A 20,546-nucleotide genomic window follows, 5' to 3' on the forward strand; every position below is an offset into this window, starting at 1 on the left:
TATTTATAGACTTCCTTTGTTTTTAGCCATTCTACAAATCATAGGTAGGTTTTTGTAATACAGAAGTATATGATGTTTATAAGGAGAGATAATATGACAATTGGAAAAAATATAATGAATAAACGAAAGGAATTAGGACTTACGCAAAAAACATTAGCAGAGAACTTAAATGTTTCCGATAAGACTATTTCCAGTTGGGTAAATGAAAGGACTTATCCTGATATTGAAATGTTAATACAATTAAGCGATTATTTAAGTCTTTCCTTAGACGAACTTATAAAGGAGGATATTGAAATGGTTAAAAACATTGACGAAAATGTTAAGGATGGAAAAAAATGGAAAAAATGGAATAAGCTTATTATAATAGCTTTTGTACTTTTACTTGTACTTTTATTTATTACTAGCCAGGTTAAGTTTGCTTAATTTACCAATATAATAAAAACCATAATTACAAAAAGGATATTGACAAACCATTTAGCTTATCTATATCCTTTTTAAATTCCCTTATTAATCCAATTCCAAGGCTCCTGTATATAATTGATAATATGTTCCATGTTCTTTTATTAAGTCCTCATGGTCTCCTCTTTCAATTATTTTTCCATGTTCAAGTACCATTATTGCATTGGAATTTCTAATTGTTGAAAGTCTGTGGGCTATTACAAATACAGTTCTACCTATCATAAGGCTGTCCATTCCCTTTTGAACTATTGCCTCTGTTCTGGTGTCTATACTGGATGTTGCTTCATCGAGTATTAGTACCGGTGGGTCAGCTACTGCCGCTCTTGCTATTGATAGTAGTTGTCTTTGTCCTTGTGACAATCCTTCTCCATTATCTGTAAGCATGGTGTTATAACCGTCAGGTAATAGATTAATAAAGAAATCTGCATTGGCCAGTTTTGCTGCCATACGAACTTCGTCGTCTGTTGCATCTAATCTACCATAACGAATATTTTCCATTATTGTTCCTGTAAAAAGATTTGTATCTTGTAATACCATGCCTAATGAACGTCTTAAGTCATCTTTCTTTATATTTTTAATATCAATTCCATCATAGAGGATTTGTCCTTTTTGGATGTCATAAAATCTGTTTATTAAATTTGTTATTGTAGTTTTTCCTGCTCCTGTTGAACCTACAAAGGCAATTTTTTGTCCCGGTTTGGCATAAAGATTTATGTCATGAAGTATTGTCTTTTTACCATCATAACTAAAGGTTACATCTTTAAAACGCACATCGCCTTTTAGTTCTACATATTTAAATCCATCTTCTACAGGAACTTTCCAAGCCCATGCTCTAGTTCTACAATCAGCTTCTGTACAATCGCCATCTTTAATTTCAGCGTTGACCAATGTAACATTACCTTCATCAATTTCCGGTTCTATGTCTATTACATTGAAAATTCTTTCCGCTCCTGCTAATGCCATTATTATAAAATTAGCTTGGTTTGATATTCTTCCAAAAGGCATTGCAAAACTTCTTGTTAACTGTAAAAATGATGCTATTGTTCCAACGGTTATTGCACTAAAACCCGTTACTATTAAAATGGAACCGACAAATGCAGTTAAAACATATTGTATAAAACCAATATTGTTTACTACCGGCATCATTATATTTGCAAATCTATTTGCATTTGTTGCACTATGGCAAAGTCTGTCATTTAATTTTTCAAAGTCCTCTACTGTGCTATTTTCATGGTTAAAAACCTTTATAACCTTTTGACCATTAATCATTTCTTCTATAAAACCATTTACATTTGCAATATCTGATTGTTGTCTAACAAAATATTTTCCACTTCTTGATGTAATTGCTTTTGCAGCAAACATCATTATTATTACCATAAATACTGCCAATATTGAAAGTGGTATGTTTATTATAACCATTGCTATAAACACCGTTACTATTGTTATTAAGGATGACAAGGTATCCGGTATACTTTGGGTAATCATCTGTCTTAAAGCATCAACGTCATTTGTATAAAGTGACATTAAGTCCCCATGGCTATTTTTATCGAAGAAATCTATCGGTAGAGTTTGCATATGTTTAAAAAGGTCATCTCTAATTCTTTTTAAAACACCTTGCCCTATATTTACCATTAGTCTATTGTAGATATAGTTTGCTATTACCCCTGTATAATACAAGGTTCCCATTAAAATAATTGTTCTTATTAAATGTGAAAGGTCAGGATTTTGACTTCCAATTAAAGGTGTTATTACGTTATCTATAAGATACATAACAAATAAAGGTCCTACTAAGTAGGAAATTGAACTAATAAATATTGTTATTGCAACAACTACAGATTGTATCTTATATGTTCCAAATACATATTTTAATAATCTTTTCATTGTTTTCCCTCTATTATTGTTCATCAAATAATCCTCCTTTCTGTTGTGAATTATATATTTCTTGATAAATTTTATTTGTTTTCATCAATTCTTCCGGTGAGCCAATTGCTACTATTTGTCCACGATCCAATATAATTATTTTGTCGGAATCTTCAATAGAATGAATTCTTTGGGCTATTATTATTTTAGTAACATTAGGAATTTCTTCTCTAAAGGCCTTTCTAATCGAAGCATCGGTTTTTGTATCAACAGCTGAAGTTGAATCATCGAGAATTAATATTTTCGGATTTTTCAACAAGGCTCTTGCTATACAAACTCTTTGCCTTTGTCCACCTGAAAGATTTGTACCTCCTTGGTCTAATACTGTATTATAGCCATTTGCTAAACTCATAATAAAATCATGGGCCTGAGCTAATTTACAAGCATGGATTATTTCATCATCTGTGGCATTTTTATTTCCCCATTTTAAATTTTCTTTTATAGTTCCGGAAAATAATACATTTTTTTGGAGTACCATAGCTACAGAATCCCTTAGAACAGTTAGGTCATAATCCTTAACATTTTTACCGGCTATTTTCACCTCTCCTAAGGTTACGTCATATAATCTTGGAATTAGCTGAACTAATGTGGATTTACCAGTTCCTGTTCCACCAATTATTCCTACTGTTTCTCCAGATTCTATTTTAAAATTAATATCCCTTAAAGCCAGTTTATCTTTATCGTCAACATAACTAAATCCAACATTTTCAAATATTATTTCACCGTTTTCTACTTGTTCTATTGGGTTTTCTCCATTAACTAGATTTGGATTTGTATTTAAAACTTCCGATATTCTTTCCATGGATGTTCTTGCAATAATTATCATTACAAATAACATTGAAAACATTACTAAACTATTTAATATTTGCCAAGCATATGTTATTAAACTCATAAGTTGACCTGTTGTCATAGTTTCAGAAATAATTTGTGTTGAGCCAATCCATGAGATGAAAATTATTGCTGTAAATATTGAAAACTGAATAACCGGATTGTTGAAAATAACTATTTTTTCAGCCTTTTTAAACAAATTAAATATTAAAAGTGACATTTTGTCGAATTTTTTTATTTCTTCATCTTCTCTTACAAATGATTTTACAACTCTTATTCCGGAAACATTCTCCTGTACTACTTTGTTTAAATTATCATATTCATCAAAAACTTTTTCAAAAATCGGATGAGCTTTTAATATTATTAAAAATAATATTATTCCTAAAAATGGAATAATAATCAAAAATATCATAGCCACATCAAAATTGATCCTTAAGGCCATAACCAAGGCAAATATTAGCATTAATGGTGACCTAACTACTGTTCTAACTAACATTTGATATGCATTTTGTATATTAGTGACATCTGTTGTTAGTCTTGTAATTAAGCCTGACGTAGAAAATTCATCAATATTTTGGAAGGAAAAAGTTTGAATTTTTTTAAATATATCAAGTCTTAAGTTCTTTGCAAATCCTGCAGATGAACTTGCAGCAAATCTTCCTGCTAAAACTCCTGAAATCAAGGATAATATTGCCATTATTATGAGAATTATTCCTATTTTTGTTATATAGGCCATATCTTGTTTAGCAAGTCCCTTGTCAATTATCCATGCCATCATAAAAGGCATTAAAACTTCCAAAATAACCTCAAAGGAAACGAATAATGGTGCTAAAAAACTGTCCCTTTTATATTCCCTTACGGATTTTAAAATATTTTTTAACATACACACCTCCTAAAAATTTAATTCTATATTGTTCATTATTTTATCTAGTACTTTTGAAAGTACCTCTAAATCTTCTTTTTTAATTCCATCTATTAAAATTTTTTCGTAATTATTAATTTCAACAGATATTTTCTTTTGTAATTCTATACCCTTTTTTGTTAATTTAATCTTTTTAACCCGTCCATCTTTTTCAGAAATAGTTCTAGTAATAAGATCTTTTTCTTCTATTAATTGAAGTATTCCCGTTACAGTTGAACGTCTTAGATTAAATTCTTCCTCCACTTCTTTTTGATAAACTTCATAATTTTTACCATTTTTAACAATAAAATGCAGAATTCTAGCTTGTCCTCCTGTTACACCGTACTTTTCAGCCATTTGGTCAAATCCCCATTTTATTTTTTTGGATAATATATTAATTTTTTTACCACAATATATTTGATTCATAATTTCACCTTCTCTAGTTAGCTCCCTAACATATTATATGATTTTTCTTTTTTTTGTCAATATATATCTTTTATTTCAAATAGGTTATAATTAATGAAGTAATGGAGTTGGATATATGATTTATTTTATAATTAATCCCCATGCTAGTTCAGGACTAGGCGAAAAAACTTGGGTAGAATTAAAAAAAATATTGGATAATAGAAAAATAGAATATGATTTTGCTTTAACAACAAGGGAAAAAAGAGCAGATTTTATCGCTGATGAAATTTCCAAAGGTTTAACTACGCCAATGACTATTGGAATAATTGGTGGAGATGGTACTATAAATGAAGTAATTAATGGATTAAAAAATTTCCATTTAATTACTTTAGGAATTATTCCCATTGGTTCCGGTAATGATTTTGTTAGGTCATACGGTTATAAAACTAGTTTGCAAAATTATTTAGAAATAATTTTATCCCCTAAAAAAATACTTAATTACAATATAGGAAAAATTAAAAATAGTTACTCTGAAAGAAAGTTTATTGTTTCTTCAGGAATAGGATTTGATGCACAAATAACCTATACGGTAAATAACTCAAAATTCCGAAAAATTTTTAAGAATACTCCTATTAGTAAATTAGTATATATTTTTAGTGCTTTAAAGGTAATTTTTGAATTTAAGCCAGTTCCTTTTACAGTTATAGAAGAAGAAAAAACAAGTATTTTCAATTCCCCTTTTTTTTGCGTAATTATGAACACTCCCTATGAAGGAAAAGCTGTAAAGTTCTGTCCCGATGCAAAAGGATATGACGATATTTTTGATTTTTGTATGATAAATACTACAAATAAATTTAAGTTGGCTTTTTTAATACTACGAGCATATTCAGGAAAGCATGTTACAAATAAGGATGTTTATATTTCAAAGGGAAAATATTTTAAAATTGAAACATCTAAAGACCTTCATTGCCATACAGATGGAGAACAAGTTGGAAAAAGTAATTGGGCAGAATTTATTCTGCTAGATGAAAAAATAAAAGTTATAGTCAAGTAAAAATAATTAATTAAAATAGGTTATATAAATAGAAGAGTGAAATTTTTATCTATTTATATAACCTATTTTTAGTAAGGTTGTTATTAATATATTAAAAATCTTATTTGAACTTAAGCCTATCATAATGGTATAAGAAATGGTTATAAATGTAGAATTTAAAAAATTTCCTTATTATTTTGAATATTTTTTATACATAAAGGGTATCCTTAATATTGAGAATAAAACTAAGGAGGTTTATTATGACAATAAAAGTTGGAATAAATGGTTTTGGAAGAATAGGAAGGTTAGCATTTCGTAGAATTAGAGAAGTTTCAAACGATATCGAAGTTGTAGCTATTAATGACTTAACAAGTCCTAAATTATTAGCACATTTACTACAATTTGATTCAACTCACGGAAAATATCCTGGAGAAGTTACAGCAACTGAAAACTCTATAATAGTTGATGGTAAAGAAACAGTTGTTTACGCAGAACCAGATGCAAGTAAAATTCCTTGGGTTAAGGAAAATGGTGTGGATATTGTTTTAGAATGTACTGGTTTTTATACTTCTGAAGAAAAAGCACAAGCTCATATAGATGCTGGTGTTAAAAAAGTTGTAATTTCTGCTCCGGCAGGACAAATGAAAACCATAGTTTACAATGTAAATGACGATATTTTAAATGGTGATGATAAAATAATTTCAGCCGGATCCTGTACTACAAACTGCCTAGCACCTATGGCATATGCTTTAAATGAGGAGTTTGGTATTGAAGTTGGTACTATGACTACTGTTCATGCTTATACTTCCACTCAAATGGTTTTAGACGGACCTGTAAGAGGTGGAAATTTAAGAGCAGCACGTTCTGCAGCAGATAATATTATTCCACATTCAACAGGAGCAGCTAAGGCAATTGGTTTAGTTATTCCTGAACTAAATGGAAAATTACAAGGTCATGCTCAAAGAGTACCTGTAGTAGATGGCTCTTTAACTGAACTTGTAACTATATTAAAGAAGAAGGTAACTGTTGAGGAAGTAAATGAAGCAGTGAAGAAACATACTATTGATAATCCTTCTTTTGGTTACGAAGAAAGAGAAATAGTTTCTACTGATATTATTGGTACCACTTATGGTTCTGTTTTTGACCCTACTCAAACAGAAGTAACTTCATCTGGAGATTATCAACTAGTAAAAACTGTTTCATGGTATGACAATGAATACGGATTTACTTGTCAAATGGTAAGATTGTTAGAAAAATTCATGAATTTATAAATCTAAATATTTAATTTATTGTTAAGTATTAGTATTTAAAAACTGCCTAATGGCAGTTTTTTTATTACTATTATTTACATACCACTTTATTATGATAAACTATACTTTAACTAAGTTTTTTATTTATATCTTTTTATTGATAATTATGATACAATTTACTTGTAATATAGAAACATTTTTCCCTAGTTTATTTACATAATTTATTAATGAAGGTGTAAGATGAAGTTTTTTAATAAAAACGAAATTTTTAATATAATTTATATGATAATAGGAACTTTTTTAATAGCTTTAGGCATTAATATGTTCTTTATTCCCCATGAGATCGTTTCTGGTGGGATGAATGGAATAAGTGTTATTCTCTATCATGTTTTTAATATTTCTCCTGACAAAACGCTGTTTGTTTCCAACTTCCCACTTATTATTTTAAGTTTAATTTTTTTAGGAAAAAAATATACCCTTAATACTATTTTTTGTTCATTTTTACTTCCTATATTTGTAAGAATGATAATAAATATACCACCATTTGAAGGTGACACAATTTTAGCGTCTATTTTCGGTGGAATTATTACAGGCCTAGGAATTGGTTTAACTTTTAAAGGCGGTAGCTCAACTGGTGGAACTGCTATTCCTGAACAGATTATTCATGATTATTTAAGAATTCCCTTAAGTACTTCGGTATTATTAGTAGATGGATTTATACTATTAGGAGCTTTTTATTTCTTTGATTTGTCCTCAGGATTATACTCCTTAATTTCATTGTTTATTATTGGGAAAATGGTAGATGTTACTCAATCAGGTGGACAACCGGCAAAAACCTGCCTTGTTATTTCAAATAAAACAGATAAATTAATTTATGAACTAACTGTACCCTTATATTTAGGAGTTACTATTTTAGATGGAAGAGGCGCCTATACCGGTGACAAAAAAGAAGTTTTACTATGTACTTTTCCTGAAAAAACAATTATAGATGTAAAAAATGCCATCTATAAAATTGACCCTAATGCCTTCTGTTTAGTTTTTGATACTAAGGAAGTACTTGGAAATAGATGGAAATCACATTTAATAAAAGAAAATAATCTATTAAAATTAAAAAATAATTAGGTAGTATTAATAATTTACCTAATTATTTTATTTTTTAATTAAAGAATAAATACAAGCAAGAGCAATTACTAATATTATAAGAATTAATGTTTGAAATTGTCTTTTAATATAATTTTTATAATTCATTTTTTTCCTCCTAAAAGGTCCTTATAAGTGAAGGTTTATAGAATATTTAAATTAAATAATCTACTTTATGTAACTTAATTTTACTTTTTAGGTATTTCTTACCTCTATAATATAATCAATATAATAGTAGGTCAAGACTATTTGATAATTATTATCAATTAATCGATTCTTAATTACTTTTTTGTAATATTCATAATGTTTTTAATTCTACATCTTATATAATTTCATTTTATTTTTTGTTTTTAGAACATATGTTTATATTTTTTGTCTTTATTGATATAATTAAACTAGGTGAATAGTATGAATGATGATTTGAATTTTTTACATATAGATTTAGATGCCTTTTTTGCTTCCGTTGAAGAACTTGACAACCCTTCTCTTAAGGGAAAGCCAATGGTTGTAGGTGGAAGAAGTCAAAGGGGGATTATTACAACTGCAAATTATGAGGCTAGAAAGTATGGCCTTCATTCTGCTATGCCTATTTTTAAAGCAAAAAAGCTTTGCCCCCATGTTATTATTGTTCCTACAAGACATGATAAATATGAGGAAATGAGTAAAAAAGTCTTTGAAGTTCTTTACAGGTACTCTAATCGAATTGAAAAAATGTCTATTGATGAAGCTTGTCTGGATATTTCTCATATTAATTTAAATCCTACTATACTAGCAAAAAAGATTCAAAGAGATGTTTTTAAAAGTACAGGCCTTACTGTTTCCATTGGTATAAGCTATAATAAATCCCTTGCTAAAATGGCTTCGGACTGGAATAAGCCTCAAGGAGTAAAAATAATAACAAAGGACATGGTACCCGGTATTCTTTTAAACCTACCTATTGGAAAAATTGCCGGAATTGGTAAAAAATCCGAAGAAAAATTTCATAAAATGGGAATCTATAAGGTAAAGGATTTAATGCAAATAAATAAGGAAATGTTAGAGTATCATTTTGGGAAACTTGGACTGGTTGTTTATGACAGAATTAGAGGAGTTGACAACCGTCAAGTTGAAACTACTAGAAAAAGAAAGAGCATAGGAATTGAAAGAACTTTTTCAGAGGATATATACAATAAAGATGATATTAAAAATAAAATCCTTGAATTTTCAATGGATTTATCCAAGGAGTTGAAATCAAGGAAAATAATTGGAAAGACCATTTCAATAAAAATAAAATTTAATGACTTTAAGGTTATTACCCGTAGCATTACTTTGGAAAATCCTAGAAATGACTTTGAAGAAATTTATCATAAGGCTTGTTATCTACTGGACAATATAAAACTGGAAAAGCCTATTAGGCTCCTAGGTGTTGCCATGGCAAATTTACAAAAAGATAATATAATTCAATTAAGCTTTATGTAGAAAGGATAATAAATGTCAAAAATAGTTCAATGTATACCTAATTTTAGTGAAGGAAAAAATATAACAACAATTAAGAAATTAATTGATGTTGCTAAATCCACTGCTGGAGTTACTCTTGTTGACCATTCTTCAGATGAAAACCACAATAGGTCTGTATTTACATTAATAGGGTCACCTGAAGGTGTTGAGGAAGTTCTTGTTAAACTTTCTAAAATAGCAAGAGATAATATAGATATGACTAAACATTTTGGTAAGCATCCAAGAATGGGTTCAACAGATGTTATAGCCTTAGTGCCAATTAAAAATATTACTATGGAAGAAACAGTTAAACTATCTGAAAAAATTGGAGAAAGAATTTATAATGAATTGGAAATACCTGTAATGCTATATGCAAATTCTGCAAAAAAAGAAAATAGAATTAATTTAGCCAATATTAGAAAAGGCGAATTTGAAGGTATGAGTAAAAAATTATTAGAAGAGAAGTGGACTCCTGATTTTGGAGAAAACAAAATACACCCTACTGCTGGTATAACAGCAATAGGTGCAAGAAGTCCTATGATTGCCTTTAATGTTAATTTAAATACCAATAACTTGGAAATAGCAAACAATATTGCAAGAATAATAAGAGGTTCAAGTGGTGGCTTTAAAAATTGTAAGGCAATTGGTCTTTTATTAGAAGATAAAAATATAGTACAGGTTTCTATAAATATGATGGACTATAATAAACTCCCACTTTATAGAATTTTTGAAATTATAAAACTTGAAGCTAAAAAATATGGTGTTACTATTTTAGAAAGTGAAATCATAGGACTTACTCCCGGAAAAGCATTGGTTGATTCAGCTATTTATTATTTACAAATGAATAATTTCGACTATAATACTCAAGTTTTAGAAAATTATTTATTTGATTAGATTTAAGGAATTATAAAATATTTTTTTAATACAAAAGAGCAGATAAATTTTCCTATCTGCTCCTTATAGTTATTATTTAATTTCTAAAATATTATCATTTATATTTACATGTCCATAATTTTCCACATGTATTTTTTCTCCATCAATATTTGTAAATATCATTACTACAGCTGATGAAGTTGCATTTTCATTAACATAGTCTAAGTCAAAAGTAATTAATTTTTGACCTTTTTTAACTTTATCGCCATTATTAACAAACATTTCAAAGCCTTCACCATTTAATTCTACTGTATTTATTCCGGCATGAATTAATATTTCAACTCCTGAATCTGATGTTAATCCCACTGCGTGTTTTGTTTCAAATGCAAAGCTAATTGTACCATCACAAGGTGCTACTATTTCTCCATTATCTGGAAATATTACTACTCCATCACCCATTAATTTTTCTGAAAATGTTGGATCCGGTGTTTCTGTAATTGGTTTTAAGTCACCTGTTATTGGAGCTGTTATTATTTCTGAAGAAACTTCTACAGTAGGTTCTTTTTCTTCTTTCTCCTCTGCTCTTTCATTACTAACAACTTGTCCACTTTCTAAGTATTCTTCCAATTCAGTTTTTATTAATGATACTTTTGGTCCGTAAACGACTTGAACACCTGTACCTTTTACTATTACACCTGCAGCTCCTGTTTGTTTTAAGAGTTCCTCATTTACTTTACCTGAATCACTTACAGTAATTCTTAAACGGGTTGCACAAGAATCTACACTGTCAATATTTTTAGAGCCACCTAAACCTTCAGTTATATCTATAATTTGGTCACTAGCTGTTGCTGTACCTTTTTCCTTTTGTTCTTTTACATCTTTTTTAGTATATAATTTTACTTCACTTTCTTCTCCTCTTCCTGGAGTTTTTAAGTTAAATTTTAATATTAAGAATTTAAAAATTACATAATATAATATGAAGTAAATAATTCCTATTGGTATAATTCTTAACCAATTTGTTTTACCATTACCTTGAAGTATTCCAAATAGGAATAAATCGATTAGTCCTCCTGAAAATGTTAGTCCCACAGCTATATTAAATATATGTGCTATCATATATGCTGCTCCTGCTAAAACTACTTGTACAGCAAATAACATAGGAGCAACAAAAAGGAATGAAAACTCTAATGGTTCTGTTATTCCTGTAAACATACTTGTTAGTGATGCTGATAAAAGTAATCCTTTAGCCTGTTTTTTGTTTTCAGGTTTTGCACATTTATACATTGCTAGCGCTGCTCCCGGTAAACCGAAAATCATAAATATAAATTCACCGGAAAAATATCTAGTAGCTTCCGCACTAAAATGTACTGTATTCGGGTCAGCTAATTGAGCAAAGAATATTCTTTGTCCACCTTCTACTAACTGTCCTGCAACTTCCATTGTTCCACCAACAGCTGTTTGCCAGAAAGGCAAATAAAATACATGGTGTAAACCAAATGGAATTAAGGCACGTTTAATTATTCCAAATGCTAATGTTCCAATATATCCGGTTCCTGTAACCAGTTTTCCCAATGAATATATTCCCGTTTGAATAAATGGCCATAAATAAAACATTAATATTCCAACTACTAAATATACTACTGTTGATATTATTGGTACAAATCTACTACCTCCAAAAAATGATAAGGCACTAGGTAGTTCTATTCGGTAGAACTTATTATGTAATGCTGCAACTCCAAGCCCTACAATAATACCACCAAAGACTCCCATTTGTAATGAAGGTATTCCTACTGCATCTGCTATTGTTCCAGGTAAAACTGATGGAGCAATTGAACCATCTGCCAATACTTTACCTGAAATAGTCAACATAGCGTTAATTGCTGTATGCATTACAAAGAAAGCTATTACAGCAGATAAAGCCGATACTTCTTTTTCTTTTTTTGCCATTCCTATTGCTACACCTACTGCAAAAATAAGTGGTAGATTGTCAAAAATTACACTTCCTGCCTTACTCATTACAGTAAGTAGTGAATTTAATACAGTACCACTTCCAAGAATTGATTCTAGTCCATAGGAGGCAATCATAGTTTCATTGGTAAATGAGCCTCCCACTCCTAATAACAATCCTGCAACCGGTAAAATTGCTATGGGCAGCATAAAACTTCGCCCTACACGTTGTAAGACTTCAAAAATCTTGTCTTTCATAAACATCCTTCCTTTTCTAAAAATTTACCTTTTATATAATAACATATTTAAATAAATATTTTATTATTACGATAATATTTTTACATAAAATTTTCTAGTTCTAGGTCCATCAAATTCGCAAAAATAAATACCTTGCCATGTTCCTAGTAATAATTTTCCATTTTCAATTATAACTGTAACAGAGGATCCAACCGACGTTGCCTTTAAATGTGCAGAACTATTTCCTTCAAAATGACGAAATTCCTCTCTGTCCGGATAAGCCTTTTCTAAACCTAACAGCATATCTTTTACTACATCCGGATCTGCATTTTCATTTATAGTTATTCCTGCTGTTGTATGTGGACAAAAAACAAGACAAATGCCATTTTTTACCTCACTAATTGAAACAGATTTTTGTGCATAGGAAGTAATATTATGAAATGACTCCTTTTTCGTTTGTAATGAATAGTTATAAAGCATATAAAAAATCCTTTCATTTAATATTTTTTATTAAATAATTATATAGAATTTAACAAAAATATATATTATTAAATAAGTATACTTTATTTCTACCCATTATGACTTTAATTTAAATAAAAATAATTGTAAAAAACTTCTTTACTATTTTATATTTTCTTAACCGGATGACGTATTACCGTCTTTAAGTTTTCAATTTTACATCGTCTAGGATCTGATAAATAAATTTCATGATGTTTTCTATTATTGTTAATATCGGTAACAAAACCTTCTTGTTCTATGTATTTATTCATCTTATTAATTGATTCAATTTCAGTGTCATAGGAACCAATATGCATTATTTGTACACACAGTCCTTCTTTCCATTTTAAATATTTTGCCTTTGATAGATTAAGTTCCGGTTTTTTATTTTGTAATTTTTCTTTAGCCCATATAAAAACTTCCTCTGTTACAAAGTCCGGTTGTCTAATTAATGAAGTCCATAAAAAATCATTCTTATCTCCTATAGTTCCTCCCTTATAGCTTTCATCATCAAACCACCACAGACCTTCAAGAGGTGGCACAACATAATCAAAATAATCCTTTGGTTTCGTTCCGTCCTTTTTGCTCATTTTTATTGTATATGATAGGCCATAAAGAATTTCCATTGCCTCCTTATATTCTTGTGATGTATTTGGATTACCTTTACCATCTACTGCTATGAAAATCATTTCCGGAACATCTATTAAACTAGGTTTTTTCTTTGGTAAATATAAATCCTTGTATTCTTTTTTATAATCAAATTTCTTTTCCATCTTCTTCTCCTATTGGTATTATTATTTCAGTTATATATTTTTTTGGATTACCTTTAAAATTTTTTCCTGGTCCCTTAATATGTACTTCTCTAGTTGGTGTTTTCATAATATAATTATTCTTATTACAATAGTCTATTATATTTTTATAAGCCCTGTAAATTGATTCATAACTACCTATATGGTTAGTTTTAACCCCCTTTACTGATGGAATTACCTTAAATTCAATACTATTATAGGTCTTTATTTTTTTAGATACCGGTATACAAACCTCTATTTCTGCCTCATCTTCAAAACCATAATCATAATATAAACAAAATGAGTTTCCAGTTATATTATCTTTTCCTACTTTATGGATTTGATCTATGTATTTTCCTACATCACTGTATTTTCCTTTATATCTATAGGACAATACCATTTTTTCTTCTATTTCTACCAGTTTGAAACAATAATGTTCTTCCCTTTCTTCCTCGTTTATTTCTTTATTTAAATATAAATCTATATATTCAATAAGTCCCTCCTTCTTTTTAATATCATCCAAGATGTTTTTCTTCTTTTCTAATAAATAATAAAATAAGTCATCTTGACTTTGACAATTTGCTACAACTTCCTTCATTTCCGATATAGAAAAATCCAAATACCTTAGTGTCTTTATAAGTTTGGCCTGTTTGAAATTATCTTCATTATAAAGTCTATGACCATTTTCATCTCTTGAAAAAGGCTCTAATATTTTCTCTTTATCATAATAATATAAGGTCTTAATTGTTAAATTCGTAATTTTAGAAAACTCACTTATTTTATACATTTCATCACCTATTACAATTATAGACTATACCCTACACAGTAGAGCAAAAAAGTAGAAGATAAAATATATCTTCTACTTTTTTAATCCCTTATTTTTTTGATTTCTATATTTCTAGCATTAATATTTTTTAAAAAATCTTCATCATGTTCTACTAAAATAATTGTAGGTTTATATTTTAAAATCATTCTCTCTATTTGGAGTCTTGTTATTATATCCAAATAATTTAAAGGTTCATCCCAAATATAAATATTAGCTTCTTCGCATATGCTTTTAGATATTAGAACCTTTTTCTTCTGTCCACTACTATAGGAGCCTATATCTTTGTCAAAGGTATCTCTATCAAAGCCCATTTTTCTAAGTAGTGTTAGAAATTTTGTCTTATCTACACTATTATTTTCTATAAAGTCATCTAAGGAACCTTTTATCCAATCAAACTCTTGAGGTAAATAGGAAATTTTTAAATTACTTGCTAATTTTAAACTTCCATTTCTTTTAATATTAAAACCTACTATGGATTTTAAAAAACTACTCTTACCCGCTCCATTTTCTCCTGTAATTGTTACAATCTCTCCATTTTCTATTGAAAAATCCAAAGGTTCAAATATTTTTCTATTATTAAATGATATAGAATAATTTTCTGCCACTATTAGATTTTTACTATGATGGGGTACAGATTCCAATACTAAATCATCTTCAAATTCTATATTTGTTAATAAACCTGTTTTTTCCTCTAATGTTTTTTTATATCGTTGCTCAAGATTTTTTGACCTTTGCATCATTTTTGCAGATTTGTGACCAACATAACCTTTGTCTACCTTTGAACCTGAATTTCTCATATTTTTAGAAGCTTCTACTTTATCGGACCAGTTGGCCTTCTCCCTTGATGATTTTTCCAACCTATCTATTTCTTTTTTAAGTTTTTCATTTTTATTTCTATTAAATTCATCTTCTGCTTCTTTATTTTCCTTCCAAGTGTCATAGTTTCCTTTTTGTAGTACTATTTTTTGCTTTTCTATTGTAAGAACATGATCTATTGTATGGTTTAAAAAGTTTCTATCATGAGAAACCAATATAAACCCTGATTTTTTATTTAAATATTCAGCTAAAATCCTTCTTCCGTTTATATCTAAACTATTTGTAGGCTCATCTATTAATAAAAAATTGTTGTCAGATATAAACATAGAGGCAATTAATACCTTAGTTTGTTCTCCGCCGCTTAAAGTATTAAATGGCCTATATAAAATATCTAAATCCACCTTTAAAAGATTTAGCTCTCTTTCTAATTTCCACAGCTCATAATTTCCCTTTATTTCTTCAACTACATCAACAGTTAAATAATCTTCATTTTTTATTTTATATGGAAAATATTCAAAGTGAACCTTACTTGTAATAGTTCCACTATAGTCTAATTTTCCTAGTAAAATATTTAAAAATGTAGATTTCCCATAACCATTTCTACCAATTAACCCTAATTTCCAATTACTATCTAATTGTAGATTAATATTTTCAAATATAGGTTTTATATCCCCAATATACGTAAATTCTAAATTTTTTATATCTATTATAGACATTAACTCTCCTTTCTATTAATTAGTTAATAATATAAAGTTTCCATTTTATCACCTCCAAGTTTATGTTTTATGTAATTATTATTCTATTTAAATCAGATTTGGACTTCGCTGCAACTTGAAGCCCTAGTCAAAATCTTTGATTTTGTTACAGGTCTCATGTCAGCTGTTGACCAAGTTTTACTTGGATTCAACAGTCTGCTGACCTACTACGCAATCAAAGATTGCTGTTAGGTCATTAAAAAAAGACGAGGGAAATCCCTCGTCTAATGGTTTACATAATATATAATATGAAGAGATTTCTTGCTATGGTCATAATAAATACGGTCTAAAATATATAATTATTTATTTAATACATATAATTACATTAACTTAAGACTATTATTTTTTATTATTTCCAAATTAAATTTTTAGCAAGAAATTAAAATCATTCTTTCACCTCTTATTTTTATATCAGACTAATATTATCATATTTTCCACTTTAAATCAACAATCTAAATCTCGGCTGTTGTAAATCCTTTACCTTTTACTTCATAAGTATCTGAAATAGTCATAAATGCATTTTTGTCACGCTTTTCCACTATTTGCTTTAAAGCTGCTATTTGTCTTGTACCTACTACAGTATAAATTATTTTATATCCTGTTTCACTATAAGCTCCTGCACCTTCTAGGTAAGTTACTCCCCTATGAACATATTTTATTATATCTTCAGTTATGCCGTCATATTCCTTTGATATAATAAATATCTGTTTTCTTTCTCCAAAACCCATTTGAATTCTATCAAGTAGTGTATAGCCTACAACCATGGAAACTATTGTATATAGTCCCTTGTCCAATGAAAATATATATGAAGCAATTAAGACTATAAACATATTCATACCTAATAAAGCATTACCAATATTCATATTGAGCTTTTTTTTAAATATAGCTGCCAATATATCTAATCCACCTTGACAAGCCCCATATCTAAAAAGAATTCCCATGCCTATTCCATTAATGGCTCCTCCTATTACAGAAACAAGAAAAGCATCTTCTAAAATAAATGGATTTTTAAAGTTTTCAAATATTAGTAATATACCGGACAATACTAATGCTGAAATCATTGCATAGGTTGTAAAAATTTTATTTAAGAATATATATCCCAGTATAACTAACGGAATATTTAATACCAATATAGTTATACCTGTAGGTATATTGTACAAAATTTTTAATAATAAACCTATACCTCCTAAACCACCACTTAGTAAACCTTTTTGTTGAAAGAAAAAGGTCATTGCAAAAGCACAAATAAAATCTCCTAATAAAATAGCCCCCATTCTTTTTGAAATTTCCATTTTATTACCTAGATAATTAGATATCCTAAATGCATCTTCTTCAGATTTACTATTCATTCATATCCCCTTTTTATTATATTAATTTTATATTACCTTTCAATATAAAGCTAACATAATTCTGTTAAAAAAACAACAACTCATTTATGTTTTAGTTTAATAAATTCAGAAATAGACTAAAATTAATTAAAGGACATTTATAGTAATTTTAAACTTTAAATCTATAAATAATAATCTTCTTCTTATTTATTTCTTAATTTTAAATTGAATAAGTGTTAACAAGTAGCCCTTTTCACACCAGAAAACCAGTATACCGTTTGATACTGAGCAGTTCGATATGCTCCTGTATTATACATTTGTATATCTTATCTCACCCTATTCTTTTCTTATCCGAACTTTGAAGATTGAATACGCCAATCTCTATATTCTATCCAGCTATAGAATAACCTTTCAAATACTACTGTCAATATCGTTCTACCTTCCTAACTTATGTTGTTACTATGACCTCCGCTGATTTCTCACAATTCATTTATACTACTAGTTCATCTATGAGTACTCACAGAACAAATCATAATACTTTCATTGTTTAATATCAGAATTTACGCCTTAAGTTTACGGTTGCTTTTTAGAACTTTTCTATCTCTAGCTAACTTGCCCACTGTTTGTGCCTTATATTCTGTTCCTGTTCATCAAGCTACGATTTCACTATTACTTCCTTTATACTATACGTCACCATATAAAACTTGCAAGTCGCTATCAGATTTGTCGTCAACTATGTTCTTTAAGGAATTACATCCAGAATTAGAACATGCCATCATAGCAAAAAAATATCAGGCAGTTATAACTGCCTGATAAAATAGTTTGTTAATTTAATATATTTAAATATTATTTCTTATATATTTAAAATATATACTATTAACTAATCATCTTTTTTCTTAAATTGATATAAACCACCAACTACTAAACCTAATCCTACTAGAGAAATTCCTAAAGTTCCTACAATACCTGTTTTAGGTAGTTTTTTACTTGGATTCGCCGACTTAACAGGGTCTGTTGGTTTAACAGGATCTGTTGGTTTAACAGGATCTGTTGGTTTAACAGGGTCTGTTGGTTTAACAGGGTCTGTTGGTTTAACAGGATCTGTTGGTTTAACAGGATCTGTTGGTTTAACAGGGTCTGTTGGTTTAACAGGATCTGTTGGTTTAACAGGGTCTGTTGGTTTAACAGGGTCTGTTGGTTTAACAGGGTCTGTTGGTGTACTTGGATCTACAATTTCAGTGTCCATTACCCATTGAGCCGTATATACTGCATTTTCTGTTACGGTTTTTGCTACTTTTGGATCCCAACCATCAAATTTATAGCCTTCTCTTGTTGGCTCTGTTACTTTTACTCCATCAAGTCCCATGTATTCATAACCTGGTGTTTTATCACCTTTGTTTACTGTGAAAGAAACGTCCATTTGCTCTCCACCATTTACTTTATAGGTTACTGTATATTTTGGTACTGCCTTTTTCCACTGAGCCGTATATACTGCATTTTCTGTTACGGTTTTTGATACTTTTGGATCCCAACCTGTAAATACATAGCCTTTTCTTGTTGGCTCTGTTACTTTTACTCCATCAAGCCCCATGTATTCATAACCTGGTGTTTTTTCTCCTTTGTTTACTGTGAAAGATGTATCATTAGTGTCTCCACCGTTTACTTTGTAGGTTACTGTATATTTTGGCACTGCCTTTTCCCACTGAGCCGTATATACCGCATTTTCTGTTACGGTTTTTGATACTTTTGGATCCCAACCTGTAAATACATAGCCTTTTCTTGTTGGCTCTGTTACTTTTACTCCATCAAGCCCCATGTATTCATAACCTGGTGTTTCATTACCTTCTTCTACTGTGTAAGAAACGTCCATTGGCTCTCCACCGTTTACTTTATAGGTTACTGTGTATTTTTCTGCTTCTCTCCACTGAGCCGTATATACCGTATTTCCTAGTACGGTTTTTGCTACTTTTGGCTCCCAACCTGTAAATACATAGCCTTTTCTTGTTGGCTCTGTTACTTTTACTCCATCAGATCCTATATATTCGTAACCTGGTGTCTTTTCTCCTTCTAAGACTGTTAAAGATGTATCAAGAGTGTCTCCACCGTTTACTTTGTAGACTACTGTAACCTCTTCTGGAATTTTCCATAGGGCTGTGTATACTGCATTTTCTATTACAGTTTCTGATACTTTTGGATCCCAACCTGTAAATACATAGCCTTTTCTTGTTGGCTCTGTTACTTTTACTCCATCAAGTCCCATGTATTCATAACCTGGTGTTTTTTCTCCTTTGTTTACTGTGAAAGATGTATCATTAGTGTCTCCACCGTTTACTTTGTAGGTTACTGTATATTTTTGCACTGCCTTTTCCCACTGAGCCGTATATACTGCATTTTCTGTTACGGTTTTTGATACTTTTGGATCCCAACCTGTAAATACATAGCCTTTTCTTGTTGGCTCTGTTAACTTTACTCCATCAAGTCCCATGTATTCATAACCTGGTGTTTTTTCACCTTTATTTACTGTGGAAGATGTATCAGAAGTGTCTCCACCGTTTACTTTGTAGGTTACTGTAAGTCTTTCAGCTTTGGCTTCTTCCTGTTGAGTTTTTATAGCATCTTTTGTCTTATCCAATTCATCAAGGTTGTAATTTTGTGTCTTTTCACCTTTCTTTGCAGTTTTTGTTGCTTTTTCAATACTATCTGTAGAATCAGTTTCTCTAGTTTCTTCAGATTGGATTTTTTTCTGTTGAACCGTATCAATTGGATTTACTGTTGATTTTGATACAGACTTATTAAAATCAACTTCTTTAGTTTGTTTTGAAGGTAAATCTTGGGTTTTCCCACTATCTTCTTCATATGTTGCTATATTTTTACTTTCTGCCATAGTTGTTTTAACCGGTAAAACATTAAACATAAACGTAAATATTAACAACATACTTAATGCTCTTTTTATTTTGTTCATATATTCTCCTTTTCTTTTATTTTATTTTATTTTTTAATTATATATTATATATAATTAAAAAGAATAAGTATATTTTACCAAATAATCTATATAATATCAAAGTA

The 20,546-nt window shown here is 29.4% G+C and carries 16 protein-coding genes; 6 read left to right on the plus strand and 10 right to left on the minus strand.

Translation table 11 applies throughout. The features are described from left to right. The first annotated feature begins 93 nt into the window (after nt 1–93). Entirely contained in the window at nt 94–423 is a 330-nt protein-coding gene (locus JFY71_RS01505) for a helix-turn-helix domain-containing protein (protein WP_243661289.1), read from the plus strand. A gap of 84 nt (nt 424–507) precedes the next feature. On the opposite strand, the gene JFY71_RS01510 is transcribed toward JFY71_RS01505, so the two are convergent. The 3 genes from JFY71_RS01510 to JFY71_RS01520 are packed head-to-tail and all read right to left on the minus strand — an operon-like array spanning nt 508 to nt 4,534. Then, nucleotides 508–2,364, minus strand: a complete 1,857-nt coding sequence (locus JFY71_RS01510; RefSeq protein ID WP_243661290.1) for an ABC transporter ATP-binding protein — start codon at nt 2,362–2,364, stop codon at nt 508–510. After that, complete coding sequence (locus JFY71_RS01515; RefSeq protein ID WP_243661291.1) at nt 2,354–4,090, minus strand: ABC transporter ATP-binding protein; 1,737 nt, start codon at nt 4,088–4,090, stop codon at nt 2,354–2,356. Before JFY71_RS01515 ends, JFY71_RS01510 begins: the two co-directional genes overlap by 11 nt. Before the next feature lie 9 nt (nt 4,091–4,099). Further along, complete coding sequence (locus JFY71_RS01520; protein ID WP_243661292.1) at nt 4,100–4,534, minus strand: MarR family winged helix-turn-helix transcriptional regulator; 435 nt, start codon at nt 4,532–4,534, stop codon at nt 4,100–4,102. Between the two features lie 115 nt (nt 4,535–4,649). Between JFY71_RS01520 and JFY71_RS01525 the strand changes: the two genes are divergently transcribed. The 5 genes from JFY71_RS01525 to ftcD all read left to right on the plus strand — a co-directional run bounded on the left by JFY71_RS01525 (nt 4,650) and on the right by ftcD (nt 10,306). After that, nucleotides 4,650–5,567 (plus strand): diacylglycerol/lipid kinase family protein, encoded by a 918-nt coding sequence (locus JFY71_RS01525; protein WP_243661293.1) that lies wholly within the window; start codon nt 4,650–4,652, stop codon nt 5,565–5,567. A gap of 239 nt (nt 5,568–5,806) precedes the next feature. Next, nucleotides 5,807–6,817 (plus strand): type I glyceraldehyde-3-phosphate dehydrogenase, encoded by a 1,011-nt coding sequence (gene gap / locus JFY71_RS01530; RefSeq protein ID WP_243661294.1) that lies wholly within the window; start codon nt 5,807–5,809, stop codon nt 6,815–6,817. A gap of 219 nt (nt 6,818–7,036) precedes the next feature. After that, nucleotides 7,037–7,918 carry a YitT family protein gene (locus JFY71_RS01535; RefSeq protein WP_243661295.1) on the plus strand — a complete coding sequence of 294 codons (882 nt, stop codon included), beginning with the start codon at nt 7,037–7,039 and terminating at the stop codon, nt 7,916–7,918. A gap of 426 nt (nt 7,919–8,344) precedes the next feature. Next, entirely contained in the window at nt 8,345–9,394 is a 1,050-nt protein-coding gene (locus JFY71_RS01540) for a DNA polymerase IV (RefSeq protein ID WP_243661296.1), read from the plus strand. 12 nt (nt 9,395–9,406) lie between these two features. Further along, nucleotides 9,407–10,306 carry a glutamate formimidoyltransferase gene (gene ftcD, locus JFY71_RS01545; protein ID WP_243661297.1) on the plus strand — a complete coding sequence of 300 codons (900 nt, stop codon included), beginning with the start codon at nt 9,407–9,409 and terminating at the stop codon, nt 10,304–10,306. 72 nt (nt 10,307–10,378) lie between these two features. Here ftcD and JFY71_RS01550 read toward each other — a convergent pair whose 3' ends face one another. The 7 genes from JFY71_RS01550 to JFY71_RS01585 form a co-directional block, all read right to left on the minus strand. Continuing rightward, nucleotides 10,379–12,490: a PTS sugar transporter subunit IIABC gene (locus tag JFY71_RS01550; RefSeq protein WP_243661298.1), complete on the minus strand. Its 2,112-nt coding sequence runs from the start codon at nt 12,488–12,490 to the stop codon at nt 10,379–10,381. 66 nt (nt 12,491–12,556) lie between these two features. Continuing rightward, nucleotides 12,557–12,949: a secondary thiamine-phosphate synthase enzyme YjbQ gene (locus JFY71_RS01555; protein ID WP_243661299.1), complete on the minus strand. Its 393-nt coding sequence runs from the start codon at nt 12,947–12,949 to the stop codon at nt 12,557–12,559. Between the two features lie 146 nt (nt 12,950–13,095). Beyond that, a complete protein-coding gene (locus tag JFY71_RS01560) occupies nt 13,096–13,740 on the minus strand; it encodes a GyrI-like domain-containing protein (protein WP_243661300.1) in 645 nt (214 codons plus the stop codon). Continuing rightward, complete coding sequence (locus tag JFY71_RS01565) at nt 13,724–14,542, minus strand: MerR family transcriptional regulator (RefSeq protein ID WP_243661301.1); 819 nt, start codon at nt 14,540–14,542, stop codon at nt 13,724–13,726. Before JFY71_RS01565 ends, JFY71_RS01560 begins: the two co-directional genes overlap by 17 nt. A gap of 80 nt (nt 14,543–14,622) precedes the next feature. Continuing rightward, nucleotides 14,623–16,113, minus strand: coding sequence for a ribosomal protection-like ABC-F family protein (abc-f, locus tag JFY71_RS01570; protein ID WP_243661302.1), 1,491 nt, complete (start codon nt 16,111–16,113; stop codon nt 14,623–14,625). Nucleotides 16,114–16,604: 491 nt separating this feature from the next. Then, the gene (locus tag JFY71_RS01575; RefSeq protein WP_243661303.1) at nt 16,605–17,501 is read right to left on the minus strand and encodes a YitT family protein; all 897 of its coding nucleotides are present in this window, start codon (nt 17,499–17,501) and stop codon (nt 16,605–16,607) included. An 859-nt stretch (nt 17,502–18,360) separates the two neighbouring features. Beyond that, entirely contained in the window at nt 18,361–20,442 is a 2,082-nt protein-coding gene (locus JFY71_RS01585; protein ID WP_263457743.1) for an InlB B-repeat-containing protein, read from the minus strand. Nucleotides 20,443–20,546: the final 104 nt, after the last annotated feature.

Source organism: Miniphocaeibacter halophilus, from assembly GCF_016458825.1.
Lineage (GTDB): Bacteria > Bacillota > Clostridia > Tissierellales > Peptoniphilaceae > Miniphocaeibacter > Miniphocaeibacter halophilus.

Bases quoted from the DNA above. Each gene is read 5' to 3' on its own strand.
- JFY71_RS01505 (WP_243661289.1), top strand. From the start codon at position 94: ATGACAATTGGAAAAAATATAATGAATAAACGAAAGGAATTAGGACTT.
- JFY71_RS01510 (WP_243661290.1), bottom strand. From the start codon at position 2,364: ATGAACAATAATAGAGGGAAAACAATGAAAAGATTATTAAAATATGTA.
- JFY71_RS01515 (WP_243661291.1), bottom strand. From the start codon at position 4,090: ATGTTAAAAAATATTTTAAAATCCGTAAGGGAATATAAAAGGGACAGT.
- JFY71_RS01520 (WP_243661292.1), bottom strand. From the start codon at position 4,534: ATGAATCAAATATATTGTGGTAAAAAAATTAATATATTATCCAAAAAA.
- JFY71_RS01525 (WP_243661293.1), top strand. From the start codon at position 4,650: ATGATTTATTTTATAATTAATCCCCATGCTAGTTCAGGACTAGGCGAA.
- gap (WP_243661294.1), top strand. From the start codon at position 5,807: ATGACAATAAAAGTTGGAATAAATGGTTTTGGAAGAATAGGAAGGTTA.
- JFY71_RS01535 (WP_243661295.1), top strand. From the start codon at position 7,037: ATGAAGTTTTTTAATAAAAACGAAATTTTTAATATAATTTATATGATA.
- JFY71_RS01540 (WP_243661296.1), top strand. From the start codon at position 8,345: ATGAATGATGATTTGAATTTTTTACATATAGATTTAGATGCCTTTTTT.
- ftcD (WP_243661297.1), top strand. From the start codon at position 9,407: ATGTCAAAAATAGTTCAATGTATACCTAATTTTAGTGAAGGAAAAAAT.
- JFY71_RS01550 (WP_243661298.1), bottom strand. From the start codon at position 12,490: ATGAAAGACAAGATTTTTGAAGTCTTACAACGTGTAGGGCGAAGTTTT.
- JFY71_RS01555 (WP_243661299.1), bottom strand. From the start codon at position 12,949: ATGCTTTATAACTATTCATTACAAACGAAAAAGGAGTCATTTCATAAT.
- JFY71_RS01560 (WP_243661300.1), bottom strand. From the start codon at position 13,740: ATGGAAAAGAAATTTGATTATAAAAAAGAATACAAGGATTTATATTTA.
- JFY71_RS01565 (WP_243661301.1), bottom strand. From the start codon at position 14,542: ATGTATAAAATAAGTGAGTTTTCTAAAATTACGAATTTAACAATTAAG.
- abc-f (WP_243661302.1), bottom strand. From the start codon at position 16,113: ATGTCTATAATAGATATAAAAAATTTAGAATTTACGTATATTGGGGAT.
- JFY71_RS01575 (WP_243661303.1), bottom strand. From the start codon at position 17,501: ATGAATAGTAAATCTGAAGAAGATGCATTTAGGATATCTAATTATCTA.
- JFY71_RS01585 (WP_263457743.1), bottom strand. From the start codon at position 20,442: ATGAACAAAATAAAAAGAGCATTAAGTATGTTGTTAATATTTACGTTT.